Source organism: Actinomycetospora sp. C-140 (assembly GCF_054796175.1).
Window position 1 is genome coordinate 479877 of record NZ_JBTWNF010000002.1, and the last position, 20457, is coordinate 500333.

Genomic DNA, 20457 nt, shown 5'->3' on the forward strand with positions numbered 1-20457 from the left:
CCGGAGCCCGCGGCGGCCTCCCCTAGGGTCGCCCGAATGGGTCGTGGTGCTGCGCACGGGGAGTGCCCCCGGTGACCGCGACGGCGCCGCAGCCGGTGGTCGCGGCACCCGCGGCCCCCGGCACCTCCGCCCCGGCGCGGCCCCGCACTGCGTGGCGCGCGGTGCTCCTGCTCGCCGGAGGGGTCGCGCTCGTCCACGGGATCACCTCGGCCTGGTACGGGACGTTCGGCGACGAGCTCTACTTCCTCGCCGCCGGCCGGCACCTCGCGTGGGGCTACGCCGACCAGCCGCCACTGGTGCCGTGGCTCGCGGCGGCGCTCGACGGGCTCGCGCCGGGCGACCTCGTCGTCCTGCGCCTGCCCGCCACGATCACGAGTGCCGCGCACGTCGTGGTCGGGGCCCTGCTCGCCGCCGAGATGGGCGGCCGGCGCCGCGCCCAGCTCCTCGCCGGCACGGCGGTCGCGATCTCGCCGTTCCTCCTGGCGACCGGCCACCTCCTGGCGACGTCGACGCTCGACCCGTTCCTGTGGGCGCTGCTGCTGTGGCTCGTCGTGCGCTGGCTGCGGACGCGGCACGACGCGCTCCTCCTCGCCGCCGCGCCGGTGCTCGCGGTCGCGCTGGCGGTCAAGTTCCTCGTCCCCGTGCTCGTCGCCGGGCTGGCCGTCGGGGTGCTCGTGGCCGGACCGCGCCGGCTGCTCGCGCGTCCGGCGCTGTGGGTGGCCCTGGTCCTGGCCGCGGCGTCGACCGTGCCGACGCTGCTGTGGCAGGCGGCGCACGGCTGGCCGCAGCTGGAGATGGGCGGGGTCGTGGCCGGCGAAGGCGGCCTGACCGGCAACCGCTGGAGCTTCCTGCCGTTCGCCGCCTGGGACGTCGGGCTGATCCCCGGGATGGTGCTCGCGGCGGTCGGGCTGTGGGCCCTGCTGCGCTCGGACGCCCTGCGGCCCTGGCGCGCGGTCGGCGTCGGGGCCGTCGTGACGATCGCGGCGATGCTCGCCGCCGGCGGCCGTCCCTACTACGTCATGGGCCTCGCCGCCGTGCTCGTCGCCGCGGGCGCCGTCGCGCTCCAGGACCGCCGGCCCGCGCGGTGGTGGTCCTGGTCGGTCTCGGTGCCGGCGTTCGTGGCCTCCGCGCTGGTGGTGGCCGTGATCGCCCTGCCGCTCGGCCCGGTGTCGTGGCGGGTCGAGCGGGGGGACTTCCTCGCCTCGGGCCAGGTCGGCTGGACGAGCCTCGCCGCCGACACGGCCGCGGCGTACCGGTCGCTGCCGCCCGAGCAGCAGGCGCACACCACCGTGCTCGCGTTCTCGTACTGGTACGCCGCGGGCCTCGAGGAGTACGGCCCGGCCGCCGGCCTCCCGCCGGTGTACAGCGGCCACCGCGGGTTCGCCTTCTTCGGACGGCCACCGGACACGGCCACCGCCGCGATCCTCGTCGGTGACGTGCGCGGCGCCGACGAGCTCTGCCGCACGATCACGCCGTTGCCGCGCCACCGCGACCCGGCGGCCAACGCCGTCGTGAACGGCGACGTCCCCCTCGCCCTGTGCACCCTGCGCGCGCCGTGGTCCGCGTCGTGGGGGACGGTCGTCCACATGGACTGACTCCGCCCCATGATGTTCCGGTGAGATCCCGGGTGCTGCTCGCGGCGGCCGTCCTGCTGGCCGTGGTGTCGTGCTCGGGCACGCCGTCCCGTCCCGCCACCGGGGCGCCGGGGGCACCGCCGCTGGGCACCAACGGCGCGCAGGCCCCGGCGCCGGCCTGGGAGGCGTGCGGCGGCGCGTTCCAGTGCGCCACGGTCACGGTCCCGCTGGACTACCGGCAGCCGGCAGGCGAGACGATCGACCTGGCCGCGATCCGGCTCCCGGCAGCCGACCCCGCGGCGCGGATCGGGACCCTGGTGGTCAACTACGGCGGCCCGGGCACGCCGGCGACGTCGAGCCTGCGGCGTCTCGCGGGGCGCTTCGACGGGCTGCGGGCGCGGTTCGACATCGTCGCGGTCGACCCGCGGGGCACCGGGTCCTCGGCGCCGGTCGCGTGCGCCCCTTTCGGCGGCGACCGCGTGCCCGCTCCCGTCGGGCCGGCGCGCACGCCGGCGTTCTGGGCCTCGGCCGCCGAGCCCGGGCGGGCGTGCCTGGCGGGCACCGGGGAGCGCCTGCGGCACCTGTCGACGGCGAACGCCGCCCGGGACCTCGACCTGCTGCGCCAGGGCCTCGGCGAGGAGACGCTGAGCCTCTACGGCTACTCCTACGGCACGTACTCGGCCGCCACCTACGCGAACCTCTTCCCCGGCCGCACGCGCGCGATGGTCCTCGACGGCAGCCTCGACCTCGTCGCCAACGCCACCGGGGCGCCGGGCACCGAGCGGGTGCCCGTCGACGTCCGCGCCGGGGTCAGCGCGGCGTGGGAGGAGGCGTTCGGTGTCGCGCTGGACCGGTGCGCGGCGACCCCGACCTGCCCGCTGGGCCCCGACGCGCGGGCCCGGGCCACCGACGTCGTCGCGGCCGCCGGGCCGTCGTCGGCCGAGCTGGTCGCCCGCATCGACCGGGCGCTGCAGACCGAGGGCCGCCTGCCCGGCCTGATGCGCACGCTCGCCGCGCGGGCCCCGTCGGCGCCGCCGTCGGGCGGGCACGTCCCGCTGCCCGAGGTGCCGTGGGCGCCCGAGCACTCGCCGTCCTACCTGGCGATCCAGTGCACCGACAGCGTCACGCCGTCGGCGGCCGACATGGACGCCGCGGTCGTCGCCGAGCAGGCCGCGCACCCCATCGTCGGGGCGTCGACGGCGCTGAACCACGCGATGTGCGTGGACTGGCCCGCGATCGACCCCGACCGCTACCTCGGCCCGTGGAACGCGGCCCTGCCCGCGCCGGCCCTGCTCGTCAACTCCCGCTACGACCCGACCACCCCGCTGGTCGACGCCCGCGCCGCGGCGTCCCAGCTCTCCGCCGGGCACGTGCTCGTGGTCGACGCGATCGGGCACACCACCCTCGACGCGCCCAGCCGCTGCGCCGCCGACGCGTACACCGCCTACCTGCTGGACCCGGCGACCGCGATGCCCGATCAGTGCCCGGCGGGCGTCTGAACCCTCGGGAGCATCGGCGCGAGCCACGCGCGGACCTCGTCGGCGGTGCCACGGCGGCCCACGTAGCCGTCGGGGCGGATCGCGACGACCTCGCCGGGAGCGAGGGCATAAGTGGCGGCGGCGTCGGCGCCGGCGGTCACGGTCGTGGTGCCGGGGAGCTCCGCCCCGTCCGTCGTCAGCACCGTCCAGTCGCGCTCACGACGGCGGAGGAAGAGCGTGCTGTCCCCGACCGGGGCGTCGGGGGCGCGGTCGCCGGACCGTGGTCCCGCGCCCTCCGCGGTGTCCCCTGCGTCCCCCAGGGGACCGTCCCGGTACGAGAGGTCGAGCTGCGACGTGGTCCGCACCTGCGTGGCGGTCCGCGACCACATCGCGCCGCCGGAGAGCTCGGTCGAGATGCCGAGCACGCCCGCGGCGATCGGCAGACGCTCGGCGGTGTAGGTGTCGAGCAGGGCGTCGTCGGCGCCGCGGAGCACGGCGGCGAGTTTCCAGCCGAGGTTCATCGCGTCGCCGATGCCGGTGTTCATCCCCTGGGCGCCCGCCGGGGAGTGCACGTGGGCGGCGTCGCCGGCCAGGAACACGTCGCCGCGGCGGTAGTCGGACACCATCCGCACGTTGAGCCGCCACACCGAACGCCACGCGACCCGTCGCAGGCGGACCCGTGGGCCCCGGGCGGCGACGATCTCGGCGAGCACCGCGTCGTCGGGCTCGCGGTCGTCGAGCGGGCCGGCCTGGAGCTGCCACGTCGGCGACGCGGGCAGCGGGCAGAGCGCCACCCAGGAGTAGGGCACCGGGTCGGGCGCGCCCCACTGGTGCCAGTGGTCGCGGTCGAGCCCCTCGAGCTCGACGTCGGCCACGACCATCCGGATCTCCTCACGGGTCTCGCCGAGGAACGGCACGCCGAGCGCCCGCCGTACGGTGCTGCCGCCGCCGTCGGCGCCGAGCAGGTAGCGGGCGCGCAGCGTCCCGACCGACGTGGCGACGGTGACGCCCTCGTCGTCGCTCGCCAGGTCGTCGACCCGGACACCCTGCTCCGGGGCGACCCCGACGTCGGCGAGCCGCTCGCGCAGGACCTGCTCCACGCGCCACTGGGGGATCAGCAGCGTCGTCGGCCAGGGCGTGTCGGGGGTGGGCGTGCTGTCGCGCCCCGGCTCGTCGCGGACCGTGCCGTCCGGCTCGTGGCGTCGCACGCGCAGGTCGGTGCGCCCGAGCGCGACCAACCGGTCGGTCACGCCGCCGACGACGTCGAGCAGCTCCTGCGACCGCGGCTGCAGCCCCTTGCCCCGCGACCCGACGAACGGAGTGGGCGCCGCGTCGAGCAGGCGCACCCCGATCCCCCGGCGCGCCAGCTCGAGGGCCGCGGTCAGCCCGGTCGGTCCCGCCCCCACCACGATCACCTCGGTGTCCACGGCGAGGAGGCTACGCTCGTCTGGTACTGAGTCTCAAGTGATACTAGGTGCCAGTTGAGTGTGCGTGTCAGGATGTCCGACGTGACCGATCCGGGCTCCATGGTCGAGCTCCGCTCCGCTCCGTCTCCCGGCCTGCGCGAGCGCAAGAAGCAGCGAACTCGCGCCGAGCTGCAGCGCCACGCCCTGCGGCTGTTCCGCGACCGGGGCTTCGCGGCCACGACCGTGGACGAGATCGCCGCGGCGGCCGAGGTCTCGCGCAGCACGTTCTTCCGCTACTTCCCGACCAAGGAGGACGTCGTCCTCCTCGACGACGTCGATCCGCTCTACGAGGCCGCCTTCCGCGCGATCCCGGCGGGCACCCCGCTCCTGGAGGCCCTGCGCCGCAGCATGCACACGGCGTTCGCGTCCCTCTCCGACGAGAAGCGGGCCCTCGAGGAGGTACGTATGGACCTCGCGCGCTCGATCCCGGAGATCGGGGCGGTGCTGCGCGAGCGCAACACCTTCGGCGTCGACCACGTGGCCGCGCTGGTCGCGGAGGCGGTCGGGCGCTCCGCCGCCGACGAGGAGGTCGTGGTCTTCGCCGGTGTCGTCAGCGGGGCGCGCCTGGCCGCGCAGGCGCTGGTCCACCGCGACCCCGCGCGGCCCTACATCGAGACGTTCGTGCACGTGCTCGGCACGCTGGCCGACGGCGTCCCCCTGGCGGGGGCACCGATCGTCGCCTGATAGTGGGCCCGGTCACAGAGCACACCCGGAGGCACGACGATGACGCAGCTGCGGCCCTACATCCTCGACGACGCGGCGACGGTCGAGTACCAGCGCCTGGACCTCATGTCGAAGATCCTCGACCCGTGGACGCGCCGGTACGTCCGGTCGCTCGGCGTCGGGGAGGGGTGGCACTGCCTGGAACTGGGCGGGGGCAACGGCAGCGTCACCGAGTGGCTCTGCGACGTCGTCGGACCGTCGGGCAGCGTCACCTCGATCGACATCAACACTGCGGTGCTGGACCTCGTCCCGGCGGCGAACCTCACGGTGCGGCAGGCGGACCTGCGGACCAGCACGCTCCCGACTGAGGCGTTCGACATCGTGTCGTGCCGGGCGATGCTGCACCAGGTCGCCGATCAGGCGCCCGCGGTGCTGGCGCAGATGGCGGGCGCGGTGCGGCCCGGAGGCTGGCTGCTGGTCCAGGAGCCGGACTTCCACCTCGCGCCGACCACGGAACCCGAGGTCTGGGCCGCCACCTGGCGGGGGATCCTCGCCTGGGGTCGCGACAGCGGCGTCGACTGGTTCATCGGCCGGCGGCTGCCGGGGATGGTCGACGCCCTCGGTCTCGGCCGGGCGCAGGCCGAGACCGACGTGCAGGACATCCGCGGCGGCGACCGAGGTGCTCGCTACTTCCAGCTCTTCTTCGCCGAGGTGCGCGACCGTGTCCTCGCGAGCGGGCATCTCGACGCCACGACCTTCGATGCCGCGACCGCCCTGCTCGACGACCCCGGCCGCTGGGTCCAGTGCTGGATGATGACCGCGGTCTGGGCCCGCAAGCCCTACGGGTCGTCGCCGAGCACGACCTCCGGGAGGTAGCCGTGCTGGTAGAGCCGCTTCTCGCGGACCATCGGCGAGAAGAGCGCGGCCATGAACAGCGACGCGAACAGCACGAACAGCGGCAGCGCGAGCCGCAGCCACCCCGGTCCCGGCAGCAGGGCGAGCAGGGCCGCGGGCGTCGACTGCACCGCGGTGCGGGCGAGGTGGCGCAGGAACCACGTCCGGCAGGTCAGGTCGTGGAGCACCCACGGCGCGAACCCCGTCGGCAACCGTGCCCCGAAGGCGTAGCCGATCCAGCGCAGCACGCCGGGACGGGTCACGTGACCGCCGGCGCCGATGCCCGCTCGCGGGACCGCAGGCCCAGCGCCGTCGCCGCGACGTGCGCGAGGTGCACCGGCTCGTGCCCCGTGCCGGCGAGCTGGCGGATCTGGGTGCGGCACGAGAAGCCGTCCGCGAGCACCGCGGTGTCGGCGTCGGCCGCGCGCACGGCCGGCAGCAGCGCGCGCTCGGCGCAGGCGGTCGAGACCTCGTAGTGCCCGTCCTCGAACCCGAAGTTGCCCGCGAGCCCGCAGCAGCCGGCGTCGAGGACCTCGGTGACCACGCCGAGCGCGTCGAGCACGGCGCGGTCGGCGTCGAAGCCCATCGCGGCGTACTGGTGGCAGTGGATCTGGGCGATCGCCTTCGTGTGCGTGGTGACCTGGGCGCGCAGCTCGTCGGTGTGCTGCGCCAGGACCTCGGCGAGGGTGCGCGTCGAGGCCTTCAGCCGCACGGCGTCCTCGTCGTCGGGCCCCAGCAGCTCGACGACGTCCTGGCGCAGCGCCGCGGTGCACGACGGCTCGAGCCCGACGACCGCCACGCCGTCGTCGAGCCAGGGCTTGACCACGTCGAGGCTGCGGCGCACGACCGAGCGGGCGGTGTCGAGCTGCCCGGTGGTGTGCCAGGTCAGCCCGCAGCACACCTGCCCCGTCGGCAGCTCGACGCGGTAGCCGAGGTGCTCGAGCACCGCGATCGCGTCGAGGGCGAGGTCGGGGTCGAACGCCGCGGTGAACGTGTCGGGCCACAGCAGCAGCCGGGGCTCCGCGCCGTCCGGGCGCGGCGGGTGCGAGCCGACGACGCGGCGCAGCGGGCGCGGGGCCAGCGCCGGGATGTCGCGCTGCGGGGCGATGCCGCCGACGCGCTTGGCCAGGCTCGCGAGCGCGGGCCTGCGGGCCAGCGCGTTGGCGACGCGCGGCAGGCCGGGGACCGACCCGGCGAGGCGCAGCCAGCGCGGCAGGTGGCCCATGGACCAGTGGCTGCGGGGACGCTGGTGGGCGCGGCCCGCGTAGTGCTGGGCGAGGAACTCGGCCTTGTAGGTGGCCATGTCCACGCCGACCGGGCAGTCGCGCTGGCAGGCCTTGCAGCTCAGGCACAGGTCGAGGGCGTCGCGGACCTCGGTCGAGCGCCAGCCGTCCGGCACGAGCTTGCCCGAGGCCATCTCGAAGAGCATCCGGGCGCGGCCGCGCGTCGAGTGCATCTCCTCGCCCGTGACCCGGTAGCTGGGGCACATGTAGCCCCCGCTGTCGGTGATGCACTTCGCGACGCCGATGCAGCGTCGGCTGGCGCGGGTGAAGCTGCCGCGGTCGTCGGTGTAGGCCAGCTCGGTGCGCGGGCCGATCGTGGGGACGCCGACGAAGACCTTGAGGTCCTCGTCCATCTTCGCGGGCTCGACGACGCGGCCGGGGTTCATGCGCCCGTCGGGGTCCCAGGCCGTGCGGAAGTCCTTGAAGGCCCCGAGCAGTTCCGCGGAGTACGTCCGCGCCAGCAGCTCGGCGCGGGCCTGGCCGTCACCGTGCTCGCCGGAGACCGACCCGCCGTGCGCGGCGACCAGGTCGGCGGCGTCGGTCAGGAACGCGCGGAAGTTCGCCAGGCCGGGGCGGGTGAGCAGGTCGAAGTCGATGCGCACGTGCAGGCAGCCGTCGCCGAAGTGCCCGTAGTAGGCGCCCTGCCGGCCGTGGCGGCGCAGCAGCGCGTCGAACTCGCGCAGGTAGGCCCCCATCTGCGCGGGCGGCACCGCGGCGTCCTCCCACCCCGGCCAGGCCTCGCCGCCGTCGGGGGAGCGGGTGACGATCCCCGAGCCGTCCTCGCGGACCTTCCACAGCCCGCGCATCGCGGCCGGGTCCGAGACCACCTTCACGCTCGCGCCGTAGGTCGCCATCTCCGTGCCGATGGCCCGCGCCTTCGCCTCGGCCTCGGCGCGGTCTGCGCCGCCGGTCTCGACGTAGAGCCAGCCCTTGCCCTCGGGCAGCTGCTCGTGGGTGCGGTCGTCGGGCCGGCGCGCGCGCAGCGCGCCGATGACGCCGACGTCGACGCCCTCGATCGTCAGCGGCGCGTGCTCGCGGATCGGCATGACGTGGTCGGCCGCGGTGTACGCGTCGGGGAAACCGAGCACGCACAGGGCGCGGGCCGGCGGGGACTCGACGAGGTCGACGGTGGCCTCGAGGACCGTCGCGCACGTGCCCTCGGTGCCGACCAGGGCACGGGCGAGGTCGAACGAGTGCTCGTCGAGGAGCTGGTCGAGGTTGTAGCCGCTGACCCGCCGGGTCATGCCGTGGCCGAGGAGCTCGCCGCGGATGGTCGTCTCGTGGCGGTCGCGCAGGGCGGCGAGCTCGCGGTACACGGCGCCCTCGCGGCCGGGCCGGGCCATCGCTGCCGTGAGATCGGGCGTCCGGCCGACGGCCATCCGCGTGCCGTCGGCGAGCAGGACCTCGAGCTCGCGGACGTTGTCGACGGTCTTGCCCCACGCCACCGAGTGCGACCCGCACGCGTTGTTGGCGATCATCCCGCCGAGCGTGCAGCGATTGTGGGTCGACGGGTCCGGCCCGAACGTCAGCCCGTACGGGCGGGCGGCGTCGCGCAGGTCGTCGAGGACCACTCCCGGCTGCACCCGCGCCGTGCGCGCGTCGGGGTCGATGTCGAGCACGCGCGTGAGGTGGCGGGAGAAGTCGACGATGACGGCCTCGTTGACCGCCTGCCCGCCGATGCTCGTGCTGGCGCCGCGGGGGAGCACCGGGACGCCGTGGCGGCGCGCGACGTCGACGGTGGCCTCGACGTCGTCGAGGTCGACCGGCTGCACGACGCCCAGCGGCACGTGACGGTAGTTCGACGCGTCGGCGGACCACATGGCCTTGCTCGCGGTGTCGAACCGCACCCGCCCGCGCACGACGGAACGCAGATCCTCGGCGAGCAGGGACTCGGCGGACGAGCGGCGCATCGTGGTCATCGGGGCCAGTTTGCGCCGGTGCGCGGGCGTTCGCTGCCCGGGGTCGGCGTGTCTCGGTTGCAGCGAACGGGCTGTTCGCTGCTTCTATGCGCCCGAACTCCCCGTTGGCAGCCCGGCAACGGGTGTGCGGGCTGCCCGGTCGAGCAGGCCGGTCGTCGCGTCGGTGGCGTCGAGGAGGACGAGGTCCGCGCGGGCGCCGGGGGTGACGTCGTGGTGATCGTCACCGAGCAGGGCGGCGGCGTCGACCGTGCCCATGTCGAGCAGGGTGTCGAGATCGACGCCCTGCATGTGGCCGAGCAGCAGGGCGGCGTCGAGGAGGTCGACGGTGCCGAACGGGGTGAAGGCGTTGCGGACGTTGTTCGACGAGTACGCGACGCGGACCCCGGCGTCGCGCAGCTCGCGCACCGGGGCCGAGGCGCCGACGAGGTAGAGGTCGGTGGGCGGGAGCACGACGACGCCGACCCCCGCGTCGGCGAGCGCGTCCGCGGTGCGCCGGCGACGTTCCGGGTCGAGGCCGGCGAGCGTCGTCACGTGGCCGAGGACGACGTGGCCCGTCATGCCCGCGGCGGACGTCATCGCCGCGATCTCCTGGGCCAGGTCGTGACGCGGGTCGTCCGGTCCGGCGGCGAAGTCGGCGTGCACGTCGACCGGGACCCCGTGGTGCTGCGCGAGATCGAGGACGTCTCGGACGTGGTCGCGGCAGGCGTCGACGTCGTCCTCGGCGTAGCTGCACGCCCCGAGCACGTCGGCGCCGCGCCGCAGGGCCTCGACGAGCAGGTCGCGGGTGCCGGGCCTGCTCGCGATCCCCTCCTGGGGGAACGGAACGACCTGGAGTTCGACGCGCCCCGCCCACTCCTCACGGAGTTCGAGGAGGACGTCGAGGCTCGTGAGGCCGACGGTCGGGTCGACGTCGACGGGGGTGCGCACGCGCGTGGTGCCGTGGGCGTGGGCCCGGCGCAGGACGTCGGTGGCGCGGGCGCGGACGTCGTCCGGGGTGAACCGCTCCTTCCGCTCGGCGGTGCGCGCCACGGCGGCGTCGAGGCCGGCGTCCGGGTCGGGACCGGGATCGAGCATCGCCTTGTCGAGGTGCAGGTGGGGCTCGACGAGGCCGGGCAGGACCACCCTGCCGCCGCCGTCGAGGACCGGCTCCCGCCGCGCGAGCCCGGCGCCGACCGCCGTGATCCGGCCGTCGTCGACCGCGACGTCGACGAGCCCGTCGTGGTGCCGGGTGCGGACGTCGGTCAGGAGGTAGGTGTCGCGAGAAGCCACGTGAGGTCGGTACCCGCCGCGAGCTCGCTCGGCTCGTGGCCGCGGCGGAAGAGCCGGGCGGTGTAGCCGTCGAGGGTGAGGGTGTCGCCGCCGTCCGTCGCGTGGAGCCAGGCGCCCTCGCGGAGCCCGACGACCGCGACCGCGTTCTCCTGGTGGAACTCCTCGATGCGCTGCTCGCGGGTCTCGCCCCGGTGGGTGGAGTGCGGGTCGGGGTCGAGGTAGTGCGGGTTGATCTGCACGGGGATGCGGCCGACGGCGTCGAACCCACCGGGGTCGACGATCGGCATGTCGTTCGTCGTCATGATCGTCGGGCAGGCCAGGTTGGAGCCCGCGCTCGCGCCGGCGTATCTCAGGTCGGTCCGTTCGCGGAGGGCTGCGAGCACACCGTTGTCCCCGGTGCGCCGTCGCAGGCGGAACGTGTTGCCGCCGCCGACGAACACCGTCTCGCGGTCGGGGTCGGCATCGCGGATCGTCGCGGCCGGGTCGGGCTCGCGGTGCAGGCCACGGACGTCGAGCGGCCCCAGGACGTTCTCCAGGGCCTCGGCGACGAACCCGGTGTAGGCGTCGAGGTCGTCGCCCGCCCAGGCCGCGAACCACATCGTGCGCCCGCCCAGGTGGCGACGCAGCGGCTCGGCGGCGTGCGCGAACGGCACCGCGGCCCCGGGCGGGCGGGAGTTGGAGAACAGCAGCGCGTCGGCGACCACGCCCGCGATCCTCGCCGTCTCTGCACGGGGGCGACGCACGGGGTGGTGTCAGCGTGGGGACCACGCTGACGTTGGACGTCAGGATTTCCACCCGCTCGATCCGACGGGCCCGGCTCGGGCAGCGGGGAGGGCCGTGCCCGCCGCACGATCGCGATCCGGGTGACGATCGCTCTCACCTCTGAGTGCCCTCGTCACCGAGACGGCGATCGTGGGCTGCCGGCGGAGCCGCCCCAGGCGTTCAGGGTGATCGTGGGTGCTTTCCTGACGTTGAGCGTCAGCGTGGACGCCAGGCTGAGACACCGGGTGCCTCATCCCCGGCGCGGGTCTCGGCGTGTCACGCGAGCGAGGGTGTGGCGATCCTGGCGTCACACGCCAGGAAAGCCGCATTGCTCGTACACCCGCTCAGCCGCCGGCGACCGGGGTGCGGGGTGGGACGGGCGGGGTGCCGAGCCCGACCACGCGCAGGGCGCCCGGGGCGTCGGCGGGGACCACGGGGGCGTGCGGGGCCACGGGGGCGACGCGGCGGTACGCGGACCCGAGCGGCGGGCGCGGGTCCTCCTCGCCCTTGTTCGGCCAGAACGCCATCGCCCGCTCCGCCTGCGCGGTGATGGTCAGGGACGGGTTCACGCCGAGGTTCGCCGAGAGCGCCGAGCCGTCGACCACGTGCAGGCCGGGGTGCCCGTAGAGGCGCTGGTAGCCGTCGATCACCCCCGTCTCCGGGGAGGCGCCGATGGCACAGCCGCCGATGAAGTGCGCGGTCATCGGCATGTTCACCGCTTCGCCCCAGGTGCCGCCGGGGTCACCGTCGATCATCTCGGCCATGCGGCGCGTGGTCCGGTTCGCCGCCGGGATCCACGTCGGGTTGGGGGTGCCGTGGCCCTGGCGGGAGACGAGGCGCCCGAAGCGCCGCCGCACGGTGATCGAGTTGTCGAGCGACTGCATGACCAGCGCGATCACCGTGCGCTCCGACCAGTGCCGCTTGTCCAGCGAGCGCGCGAACGTGCGCGGGTGGCGGGCGATCGCGCCGAGGAGCTTGAGCAGGCGCGGCACCCGCCCGTCGCCGTCGGTCATCAGGGTCGTCAGCAGGCCCATCGCGTTCGACCCGTAGCCGTACCGGCAGGGCTCGATGTGCGTGTCCTCGTCCGGGTGCCACGACGACGTGATCGCGACCCCGCGGGTGAAGTCGCGGGGCCCGCCGCGCTCGGGCGCCCGCCGGGCCATGGCGCCGACCAGCGCTTCGGAGTTGGTGCGCGTGAGCTCGCCGAGCCGCCGGGAGATGCGGGGCAGCACGCCGGTGTCGCGCAGCCGGTGCAGCAGCGTCTGGGTGCCCCACGTGCCCGCGGCGACCACGACCTGCTCGGCGGTGAACGTCGCGCGTCCCCGCCCGCGCAGGGCCCGCGTCTCCACGACGTAGCCGGACGACGACGGCCGGATCGCGCGCACCGACGTCTCCGGGTGCACCACGGCCCCGGCGCGCTCGGCGAGCGCGAGGTAGTTCGTCTCGAGGGTGTTCTTGGCGCCGTGACGGCAGCCGGTCATGCACTCGCCGCACTGGAGGCACCCGGTGCGTTCCGGTCCGGCGCCGCCGAAGAACGGGTCCGGCGACGTCACGCCCGGCCCGGCGCCGAAGTACACGCCCACCTGGGTCGGCGCGACGGTGTCCTCCCGCCCCCACTCCCGGGCGACGTCGCGCATGACGACGTCCGAGGGCGTCACCGACGGCTGGGTGACCACCCCGAGCATCCGGGTCGCCTGGTCGTAGAACGGGTCGAGCTCGTCGCGCCAGTCGGTCATCGACGCCCACTGCGGGTCGCGGTAGAACGCGTCGCTCTTCGGCCGGTAGAGCGTGTTCGCGTAGTTCAGCGACCCGCCGCCGACGCCCGCGCCGGCGAGCACCACGACGTCGCGCAGCACGTGGATGCGCTGGATCCCGTAGCAGCCCAGCTTCGGTGCCCACAGGAAGTTCCGGACGTCCCAGGACGTCGCCGGCAGGGTCGCCGGCGTGAACCGGCGCCCCGCCTCCAGGACGCCGACCCGGTAGCCCTTCTCCGCGAGCCGCAGCGCCGTGACGCTGCCCCCGAATCCCGATCCGACGACGAGGACGTCGTAGTGCGTCGACACGCGGAGAGGTTAACCCGCCGGTAGCTGTAACAACAGGTCACAGGTACATCGTGTCCCAGCCCCGGGTCAGCAGGCGCATGACGACGTCGAACGACGCGGCCGGGTCCGGGCGCCCCTCGGCGTGGACGTAGCCGTCGAGCACGAGACGCGCGAGCGCCGCGGCCGCCTCCGGGTCGGTGCCCGGCTCCTCGGCGATCGCGGCGGCCAGCGCGGCCTCCTGCGACGCCCACATGGCCCGGTGCGCCTCGGCCAGCGGCCGGTTCTCGCGCACCAGGGCGAGGAAGCGCTCCATCCGCTCGCGGTCCGCCGGCGCCGCGGGCGGCGAGAGCGTGCGCGAGCCCCGCAGGTGCGCGTGCAGCGCCGCGACCAGCCCGATGCCCGCCGGCCGGTGGCGCACCGCGGCGACCAGCGCGTCCTGACGCGCCTCGGCCTCGTCGAAGACGAGCGCCGGCTTGCCGCCCGGGAAGTGGTTGAACAGCGTCGTCACCGAGACGTCCGCGGCGTCGGCGATCTCGGCGACGGTCACGTCGGCGTAGCCGCGGGCGAGGAAGAGCTCCAGCGCCGCGTCGGCGAGCGCCTGGCGCGTCGCGGCCTTCTTGCGCTCGCGGCGGCCCACCGTCTGTTCCACGGCGACACCGTAACGCCTCCGAAAATTGAGTGATTGCAGTTTTGTAGTGAGTACGCCTACGCTTCGCGGCATGCTCACCCCACCCCGGATCGCCGTCGTCGGCGGCGGCCCCGGCGGGCTCACGCTCGCCCGGGTGCTGCAGCGGCACGGGATCGACACCGTCACCGTCCTCGAGCAGGAGGACTCCGCCGGCGCCCGCGACCAGGGTCGTTCCCTGGATCTCCACGCCGGCTCCGGGCAGGACGCGCTGCACGCCGCCGGCCTCTACGACACCTGGGCGGCCCTGGCCCGACCCGAGGACCAGGCCGGGCGGCGCCTCGCCCCCGACGGCACCGTGCTGGCCGAGGAGCCGGCCGAGGGCTTCGCGACCCCCGAGATCGACCGGGGCCAGCTTCGCGGCCTGCTGCTCGACGCCCTCGTCCCCGGGACCGTCCGCTGGGGCACGCGGCTCGAGACCGTCAGGCCCCGCCCGGACGGCACCCACGAGCTGCGGCTGCAGGGCCCCGACGGCCCGGACGTCCTCGTCGCCGACCTCGTCGTCGGCGCCGACGGGGCCTGGTCCCGCGTCCGTCCGCTGCTCTGCGACGCCCGCCCGTCCTACACCGGCGTCACGTTCGTCGAGCTGTTCCACACCGACGTCGACCGCACCCGCCCGGCCGTCGCGGCGCTGGCCGGCCGCGGCAGCACCATGTGCTTCGACGGCGACCGCGGCCTCGCCACCCAGCGGCTCTCGGCCGGCAACCTCGGCGTCTACGTCTCCCTGCGCGTCGACGAGGCCTGGGCCGACGGCTTCCCGGCCGACGACCCGCCGGCGGCGCGCGCCGCGCTGCTCGCCTGGTTCGACGGCTGGGCGCCGGCCCTGCGCGACGTCGTGGCGCTCGCCGACGACACGGTCGTCGCCCGCCGCCTGTACGCCCTGCCGGTCGGGCTGCGGTGGCCGACGCACCCCGGCGTGACGCTGCTCGGTGACGCCGCCCACCTCATGTCGCCGTTCGGCGGGCAGGGCGCCAACCTCGCCATGCTCGACGCCGCCGACCTCGCGGCAGCCGTCGTGGACGACCCCGCCACGGCCACGGCCCGCTATGAGGCCGGCATGTGGCCGCGGGGCGCCGCCGCCGCGCACGGCGCCGCGGTCGGACTCGCCACGGTCGGGCGGGGCGACGAGGCCGACGATCCGCGCGACGCGTTCCTCGCCGCGCGGGAGCAGTACAGCTAGCCAGGGACGACGACGACCTTCCCCACCGCCCCGTCCTCGACGGCCTCGTGCGCGGCGACGACGTCGTCGAGCCCGTACCGGGTGACCGGCAGCGGGGAGAGGGCGCCGCTGCCCGCGGCCTCGCTCACCCATGCCGTGGCGACCGCCAGCTCGGACGACGGGACGCCGTAGAGCAGCACGTAGCTGATGGTCGCGTTCGCGACCATGAAGCGGCGGGTCGGGATCACCGGGTCGTCCGGCTCGTTGGCGTAGACAGCGATGACGGTGCCCGCCCCGGCGACGGCGAGGTCCAGCTCGAGGTTCGCGCCCAGGGCGACCTCGACGACGCGGTCGACCTGGCCCGCGAACTCCCGGACGCGGTCGATCGCCCCGTCCTCGCGGTAGTTGACGACGAGGTCGGCCCCCGCCGCCCGGGCCAGCTCGGCCTTCTCCTCGGAGCTCACGGTGGTCACGACCCGGGCGCCGGCGTGCCGGGCCAGCTCGATCGCGTAGTGCCCGACCGCCCCCGCGCCGCCGGCGACCAGCACCGTCGCCCCGCGCAGTGCCTCGCGGCCGGCACCCCGCACCAGCAGGCAGTGCGCCGCGGTCACCGCCGGCACGCCGAGGCAGGCACCCAGGTCGTCCGGCGCGTCCTGCGGGAGCGGTGCGACGCGCTCGGCGGGCAGCACGGAGTACTCCGCGGCCGTGCCGTACCGGTTGCCGAACGCCGCGAGCTGCAGCCACACGCGCTGACCCGGGGCCACGGCGTCCACGCCCCCGCCGACCGCGTCGACGACGCCGACCCCGTCCTGGTGCGGGACCTGGAAGTCCTCCGGGTCGCGGCCGGTCAGCCCGGCGCGGGTCTTCCAGTCGGTCGGGTTCACCCCCGAGCCGGTGATGCGGACGCGGACCTCGCCCGGCCCGGGATCCGGGACGTCGATGTCGGCGACGGAGAGCACCTCGGCGGCCGGGCCGGTGCGGCGGTAGAGCGCAGCCTTCATGACGGCCAGGTGCCCCGGAACCGCGGCCCTTATCCGGACGCCGCGCGCAGCTCCCGGAACGCCGCCGCGAGCGTCGCCGGTGTCTGGTGGGCGTTGAGGCCGCTGGGGTTCGGGAGCACCCACAGGCCGGTCGGCCCGAGCGTGCGGGCCTGCCGGCCCGCGGCGGCGCGGCGCTCGCCGAACGCGACCCGGTAGGCGCCGATCCCGACCACCGCGAGCCACGCCGGGCGGACGGCGGCGACCAGGGTGCGCAACCGCTCGCCGCCGGCCACCAGCTCGGCGTCGTCGAGCTCGTCGGCGCGGGCGGTGGCCCGCGGGGCCACGTTGGTCAGCCCCAGCCCCAGCGGGCGCAGCTCGCCCTGCTCCGCAGGCGCGAGCAGGTGTGGCGTGAACCCCGAGGCGTGCAGCGCGGGCCAGAACCGGTTGCCGGGGCGCGCGAAGTGGTGCCCGGTCGCCGCCGACACCAGCCCGGGGTTGATCCCGCAGAACAGCACCCGCAGGGGCGGATCGTCCGGCCCGGGCAGGACGTCGGGGAGCAGGCGGTCCCGGGCGGCCTCGAGCTCGCGCGGGGACGGGGTCGGCACCCCCGCAGTATCACCGCAGCATCACCGCGGCACCTCGGTCACGAGCACGCGCGCCGATCGCCGGGCCTGCACCGCGACGGCTTCGTCGATGCCCGCCCACTCGTTGCACAGCAGGAACAGCGATCGGCCATCGGGCCCGCCGAGGGCGCAGGAGAAGCACGGCAGGTCGGTCTCCACGCGGTGGGTGATCTCGCCGCCGTCGAGCACCCGGACGCACGCGCCCGCGGGCGAGGTGGGATCGCCGGTGAAGGTCCGCGTGTCCCCGGTCTGCGTCCAGATCCCGCCCTCGGCGTCGATGGCGATGCCGTCGGGACCGAGGCCGTCCGCCCACACGCGGCGGCCGGTGAGGCCGCCGTCGTCGGCGATGTCGAACGCCGTGAGGCGCCCGGCCGTCGACTCCGCGACGACGAGCGTGGCGCCGTCCGGCGTGATCACAATGCCGTTGGGGAAGTGGATGTCCTCGGCGACCCGGCGGGCGGTGCCGTCCGGCGCGAGGAGGTCGATCCAGCCGGGATCGGGCCAGCCGCCGTCACCGAACGAGCCGTCGAAGCCGTCGACGTAGACGTGCCCCACCGGGTCGACCGCGATCTCGTTGGCGCCCCGCGCCCGCAGCGTCGTGGTGGTGCCGTCGGGCTCGTGCCGGACGACGGCGTCGCCGGTGGTGACGAGGCGGCCGTCGGGCAGCCACGCGATCGACCAGCCCATCCGGGCCGGCCCCGTCGCCGTCACCTCGGCGCGGCCGGTGGGATCGACCGCGACGACCTCGCCGACGCCCCAGTGCGCGAACCACAGGCGGCCGCCGTGCCAGCGCCCGGACTCGACCATGGCCAGGCCGTCGATCAGGGTGCGGGGTGCGGGCAGGTACTCGATCATCGGGTGCTCCTCGTCGGTCGGGGTCGATCCCGCCACGAACGCCCTCGCGCCGATCGACGCGATCCACCGTCGATGTGACCGGCGTCATACCGCACGGCCGATCGCCGTCCCCATCGACCGGATGCGTCCCCACCCCGCCGGGACCCCGGGATCCGCGACGCCGGGTGCCGCGTCGGAACCGGTGTGGACGAACAGGACGGGCCGGTCGTGCGGCCCGACGAGCTGCAGGAGGCGGGCGCGGCGTGCTCCGCGGCGGCGCTCGCCGTACCGGTCACCGCCCCGGCCGCGGCGGTGCGGGAGGTGGCGGTGCTGCCGGCGGGCCGCGCCGGGCCGGCGGCGGCCGGGCTCGCCGACCGGTGGGAGGCGGCGGTCGCGCTGTGGTGTGCCGACCTCGTGGCCCACGGCGAGGCCCTGGGCGCCGCGGGCGCGGCCTACCGCACCGGGGACGAGGACGCGGCGGGCGACCTGAGGGCGCTGGGGTCGGCGCGGTGACGGATGTGGCCACCGCGGCGACCCGGCTCCTCGCCGCCCGGCGGGCCCTCGCCGACGCTGCCGCGGTGCTCGACGGGCCGGTTCCCGGATGGACCGGCCCGGCCGCCGCGGCGGCGACCTCGACCCGCGCCGCGCTGGCCGACCGGCACCGGGCGCTGGTCGCCGACGTCGACGGCGTGCTCGCCGCCCTCGGGTCGGCGGCGCTCGCCCTCGGCGCCGGCGTCGCGCCCGCCGCCGTGGACGCGGTGCTCGCGACGGCGCTCGACGGCGCGGGCCACGGGACACGGACCCCGCCGACCCCGCCCCCGACCGTGCTGAACGGCGGCGCCGGGCCGGACCCCGCCGCCGTCGCCCGGTGGTGGGCGGGCCTCGACCCCGCGACGCGGGCCGTGCTCGAGCGGGAGCGCCCCACCCTCGTCGGCGGCCTCGACGGGCTCCCGGCACCGGTCCGCGACCGTGCCAACCGGATCGTGCTCGCCGCGGCGCAGGAGCAGGCGCGCGGGGAGGAGACCGCCGCCCGCGAGCGACTGGCCCGGACGCGGAACCCGGTGGCGCTCGCGGAGGTCGGCTGGCAGCTCCACGAGGTGCGCGAGCGGCTCGCGCGGCTCGGGGCGGTGGCCGCGGCGCTCGACCGTCCGGGGCGGGCGCTGCTGGACCTCGAGATCGATCCGGACGGCCGCCCGGGCCAGGGTGTCCGGGCGGCCGTGGCGCGGGGCGACGTCGACACCGCCCGCGACGTCGCGGTGTTCACGCCGGGCTTCACCACGGGGGTCGACGAGCTCCCGGCCCGCCTCGACGAGCTCGACGCCCTCGCGGACGCCGCGGGCCCGGCCACGGCGGCGGTGGCCTGGTACGGCTACGACGCGCCGCAGGCCGACGAGGTCGCCGACCCCGACCGGTCGGTGCTGGGCCGGGCGCCCGCCGTCGAGGGCGGGCACCGGCTGGCGTCGTTCCTCGACGGCCTGGACGCCGCGCGGCCCGGGGCCGAGCCCGACGCGCACGTCACGGCGATCGGGCACTCGTACGGATCGGTGGTCACCGCGGCCGCCCTCGCGCCGGGCGGCGCGGGCGGTGTCGACGACGTCGTCTACCTCGGCAGCCCGGGCGTCGGGCCGTCACCGGGGCGGCCGCCGGGCCACGCGTGGGTCGTCGAGGCGGGCGGGGACCCGACCGCCGACACCGGCTGGTTCGGGCCGGACCCCAACCGCATGCCGGGGGTCACCGGGCTGTCGGCCCGCGAGGTGGCCCTGCCCGACGGGCGGGTGCTCGCGGAGTCCCGGGGCCACCACGCCTACCTCACGCCGGGGACGACGAGCGCCGCGAACGTCGCCGCGGTCGTCGGGGGCCGACCGCAGGACACGGTGCTGGACCGGGGCGTCGACGCGGGGGACCGCCTGCGGCGCCTGGTGGGTGGGTGAGGAACCGGTCCCGGACGCGCGAACGACCCGTCCCCGGTCCGCGCGGGACCGGGAACGGGTCGTGCCGACGAGGGGTGCGCCGGGCGGGACTAGTCCTTGCCGCCCGTGGCCGGCTTCTCGGACGAGACCGCGCCGTTCGGGCTGGACCCGGAGACCGCGTCGGTCGCGGTGTGGGTCGGGATCTCCTGACCGGACGCGGCCGACGGCGAGACGGGCGGGGTCGACGTGGCGCCGGACGTGGTGGCCGGCTTCGGGCGCGGGGCCGGCGGCGGCGGGGGCGGCAGCTCCGGCTCGCGGCGCGTGGCCACGACGGCGGCGCCGACACCGACGATGGCGGCGACGACGAGCCACAGGCCCCAACGGCGGCGCTTCTTCGGCTCCTCGGGCTCGATGCGGGCCGCGAGGTCCTTGCGCACCGAGGTCAGGCCCTCCTCGAGCGAGCCGCGCACGGTCTCACCGAGCTCCTGGAACTCCTTGCTCGAGGTCGGCACGGCCGACTTCTCGAGGCGCTTGCGGGCGTCCTTGGCGTAGGCCTTGGCCTGCTTGCGGGCCTCCTTGGCGGCCTTGTTGGCGCGCTTGCGGGTCTCCGCGCGCGCCTCCTGGGCACGCGCGCGGGCCTCCGCCTGCGCCTCCTCGGCGCGCTGGCGCGCCTCGGCGCGGGCGTCCAGGACGCGCTTGCGGGCGTCATCGGCGGCCGCGCGCACGTCCTTGCGCACCTCGGCGCGCTTCTTGGCGCCTTCCTTGCGGGCCTTCTCCCGGTCCTTGCGGGCCTGCGCGGCGGCCTTCTCCGCGCGCTTCTCCGCCTTCTTCCGGGCGCGACGGCCCTCCTTGCGCAGATCGTCCAGGTCCTGCCTGGCCCCGATCACGGTCTTGCTGCTCAACGACTTCACCTCAC

The 20457-nt window shown here is 76.0% G+C and carries 18 protein-coding genes; 7 read left to right on the plus strand and 11 right to left on the minus strand.

Translation table 11 applies throughout. From position 1 onward, the window contains the following. Positions 1–71: 71 nt before the first annotated feature. On the plus strand, positions 72–1595 hold the full coding sequence (locus tag ACR9E3_RS05300; RefSeq protein WP_460379003.1) for an ArnT family glycosyltransferase: 1524 nt from the start codon (positions 72–74) through the stop codon (positions 1593–1595). A gap of 20 nt (positions 1596–1615) precedes the next feature. After that, positions 1616–3073: an alpha/beta hydrolase gene (locus ACR9E3_RS05305; RefSeq protein ID WP_460379004.1), complete on the plus strand. Its 1458-nt coding sequence runs from the start codon at positions 1616–1618 to the stop codon at positions 3071–3073. Here the strand turns inward: ACR9E3_RS05305 and ACR9E3_RS05310 are convergent. Next, positions 3052–4479, minus strand: coding sequence for an FAD-dependent monooxygenase (locus ACR9E3_RS05310; RefSeq protein ID WP_460379005.1), 1428 nt, complete (start codon positions 4477–4479; stop codon positions 3052–3054). The genes ACR9E3_RS05305 and ACR9E3_RS05310 overlap by 22 nt on opposite strands. Positions 4480–4560: 81 nt before the next feature. On the opposite strand from ACR9E3_RS05310, the gene ACR9E3_RS05315 reads away from it, so the two are divergent. Together ACR9E3_RS05315 and ACR9E3_RS05320 are read left to right on the plus strand one after the other, a co-directional pair. Then, positions 4561–5202, plus strand: a complete 642-nt coding sequence (locus ACR9E3_RS05315; protein ID WP_460379006.1) for a TetR family transcriptional regulator — start codon at positions 4561–4563, stop codon at positions 5200–5202. Positions 5203–5241: 39 nt separating this feature from the next. After that, on the plus strand, positions 5242–6057 hold the full coding sequence (locus ACR9E3_RS05320) for a class I SAM-dependent methyltransferase (RefSeq protein ID WP_460379007.1): 816 nt from the start codon (positions 5242–5244) through the stop codon (positions 6055–6057). On the opposite strand, the gene ACR9E3_RS05325 is transcribed toward ACR9E3_RS05320, so the two are convergent. The 6 genes from ACR9E3_RS05325 to ACR9E3_RS05350 form a co-directional block, all read right to left on the minus strand. After that, a complete protein-coding gene (locus ACR9E3_RS05325) occupies positions 6021–6338 on the minus strand; it encodes a DUF5313 family protein (RefSeq protein WP_460379008.1) in 318 nt (105 codons plus the stop codon). The two genes, ACR9E3_RS05320 and ACR9E3_RS05325, sit on opposite strands and share 37 nt — an antisense overlap. Further along, the gene (locus tag ACR9E3_RS05330; protein WP_460379009.1) at positions 6335–9277 is read right to left on the minus strand and encodes an FAD-binding and (Fe-S)-binding domain-containing protein; all 2943 of its coding nucleotides are present in this window, start codon (positions 9275–9277) and stop codon (positions 6335–6337) included. The genes ACR9E3_RS05325 and ACR9E3_RS05330 overlap by 4 nt, the downstream gene beginning before the upstream one ends. 84 nt (positions 9278–9361) lie before the next feature. Then, positions 9362–10546 carry an amidohydrolase family protein gene (locus ACR9E3_RS05335; protein WP_460379010.1) on the minus strand — a complete coding sequence of 395 codons (1185 nt, stop codon included), beginning with the start codon at positions 10544–10546 and terminating at the stop codon, positions 9362–9364. Continuing rightward, positions 10519–11250 (minus strand): dipeptidase PepE, encoded by a 732-nt coding sequence (gene pepE, locus ACR9E3_RS05340; protein ID WP_460379011.1) that lies wholly within the window; start codon positions 11248–11250, stop codon positions 10519–10521. Before pepE ends, ACR9E3_RS05335 begins: the two co-directional genes overlap by 28 nt. A 402-nt stretch (positions 11251–11652) precedes the next feature. Further along, the gene (locus tag ACR9E3_RS05345; RefSeq protein WP_460379012.1) at positions 11653–13371 is read right to left on the minus strand and encodes a GMC oxidoreductase; all 1719 of its coding nucleotides are present in this window, start codon (positions 13369–13371) and stop codon (positions 11653–11655) included. 37 nt (positions 13372–13408) lie between these two features. Further along, a complete protein-coding gene (locus ACR9E3_RS05350; RefSeq protein ID WP_460379013.1) occupies positions 13409–13999 on the minus strand; it encodes a TetR/AcrR family transcriptional regulator in 591 nt (196 codons plus the stop codon). A gap of 70 nt (positions 14000–14069) precedes the next feature. Between ACR9E3_RS05350 and ACR9E3_RS05355 the strand changes: the two genes are divergently transcribed. Further along, positions 14070–15215, plus strand: coding sequence for an FAD-dependent oxidoreductase (locus tag ACR9E3_RS05355; protein ID WP_460379014.1), 1146 nt, complete (start codon positions 14070–14072; stop codon positions 15213–15215). Here the strand turns inward: ACR9E3_RS05355 and ACR9E3_RS05360 are convergent. The 3 genes from ACR9E3_RS05360 to ACR9E3_RS05370 are packed head-to-tail and all read right to left on the minus strand — an operon-like array spanning position 15212 to position 17652. Next, on the minus strand, positions 15212–16195 hold the full coding sequence (locus ACR9E3_RS05360; protein ID WP_460379015.1) for an NADPH:quinone reductase: 984 nt from the start codon (positions 16193–16195) through the stop codon (positions 15212–15214). The two genes, ACR9E3_RS05355 and ACR9E3_RS05360, sit on opposite strands and share 4 nt — an antisense overlap. Positions 16196–16224: 29 nt before the next feature. Then, positions 16225–16779, minus strand: coding sequence for a G/U mismatch-specific DNA glycosylase (gene mug, locus ACR9E3_RS05365; RefSeq protein WP_460379016.1), 555 nt, complete (start codon positions 16777–16779; stop codon positions 16225–16227). A 21-nt stretch (positions 16780–16800) separates the two neighbouring features. Continuing rightward, on the minus strand, positions 16801–17652 hold the full coding sequence (locus ACR9E3_RS05370) for an SMP-30/gluconolactonase/LRE family protein (RefSeq protein ID WP_460379017.1): 852 nt from the start codon (positions 17650–17652) through the stop codon (positions 16801–16803). Positions 17653–17835: 183 nt separating this feature from the next. Here ACR9E3_RS05370 and ACR9E3_RS05375 point away from each other — a divergent pair, with 183 nt between their 5' ends. Both ACR9E3_RS05375 and ACR9E3_RS05380 read left to right on the plus strand, forming a co-directional pair. Beyond that, entirely contained in the window at positions 17836–18144 is a 309-nt protein-coding gene (locus ACR9E3_RS05375) for a hypothetical protein (protein WP_460379018.1), read from the plus strand. Next, on the plus strand, positions 18141–19562 hold the full coding sequence (locus tag ACR9E3_RS05380; RefSeq protein WP_460379019.1) for an alpha/beta hydrolase: 1422 nt from the start codon (positions 18141–18143) through the stop codon (positions 19560–19562). Before ACR9E3_RS05375 ends, ACR9E3_RS05380 begins: the two co-directional genes overlap by 4 nt. A gap of 89 nt (positions 19563–19651) precedes the next feature. Here the strand turns inward: ACR9E3_RS05380 and ACR9E3_RS05385 are convergent, their stop codons facing one another. Next, positions 19652–20443 (minus strand): hypothetical protein, encoded by a 792-nt coding sequence (locus ACR9E3_RS05385; RefSeq protein ID WP_460379020.1) that lies wholly within the window; start codon positions 20441–20443, stop codon positions 19652–19654. Between the last annotated feature and the right edge of the window lie 14 nt (positions 20444–20457).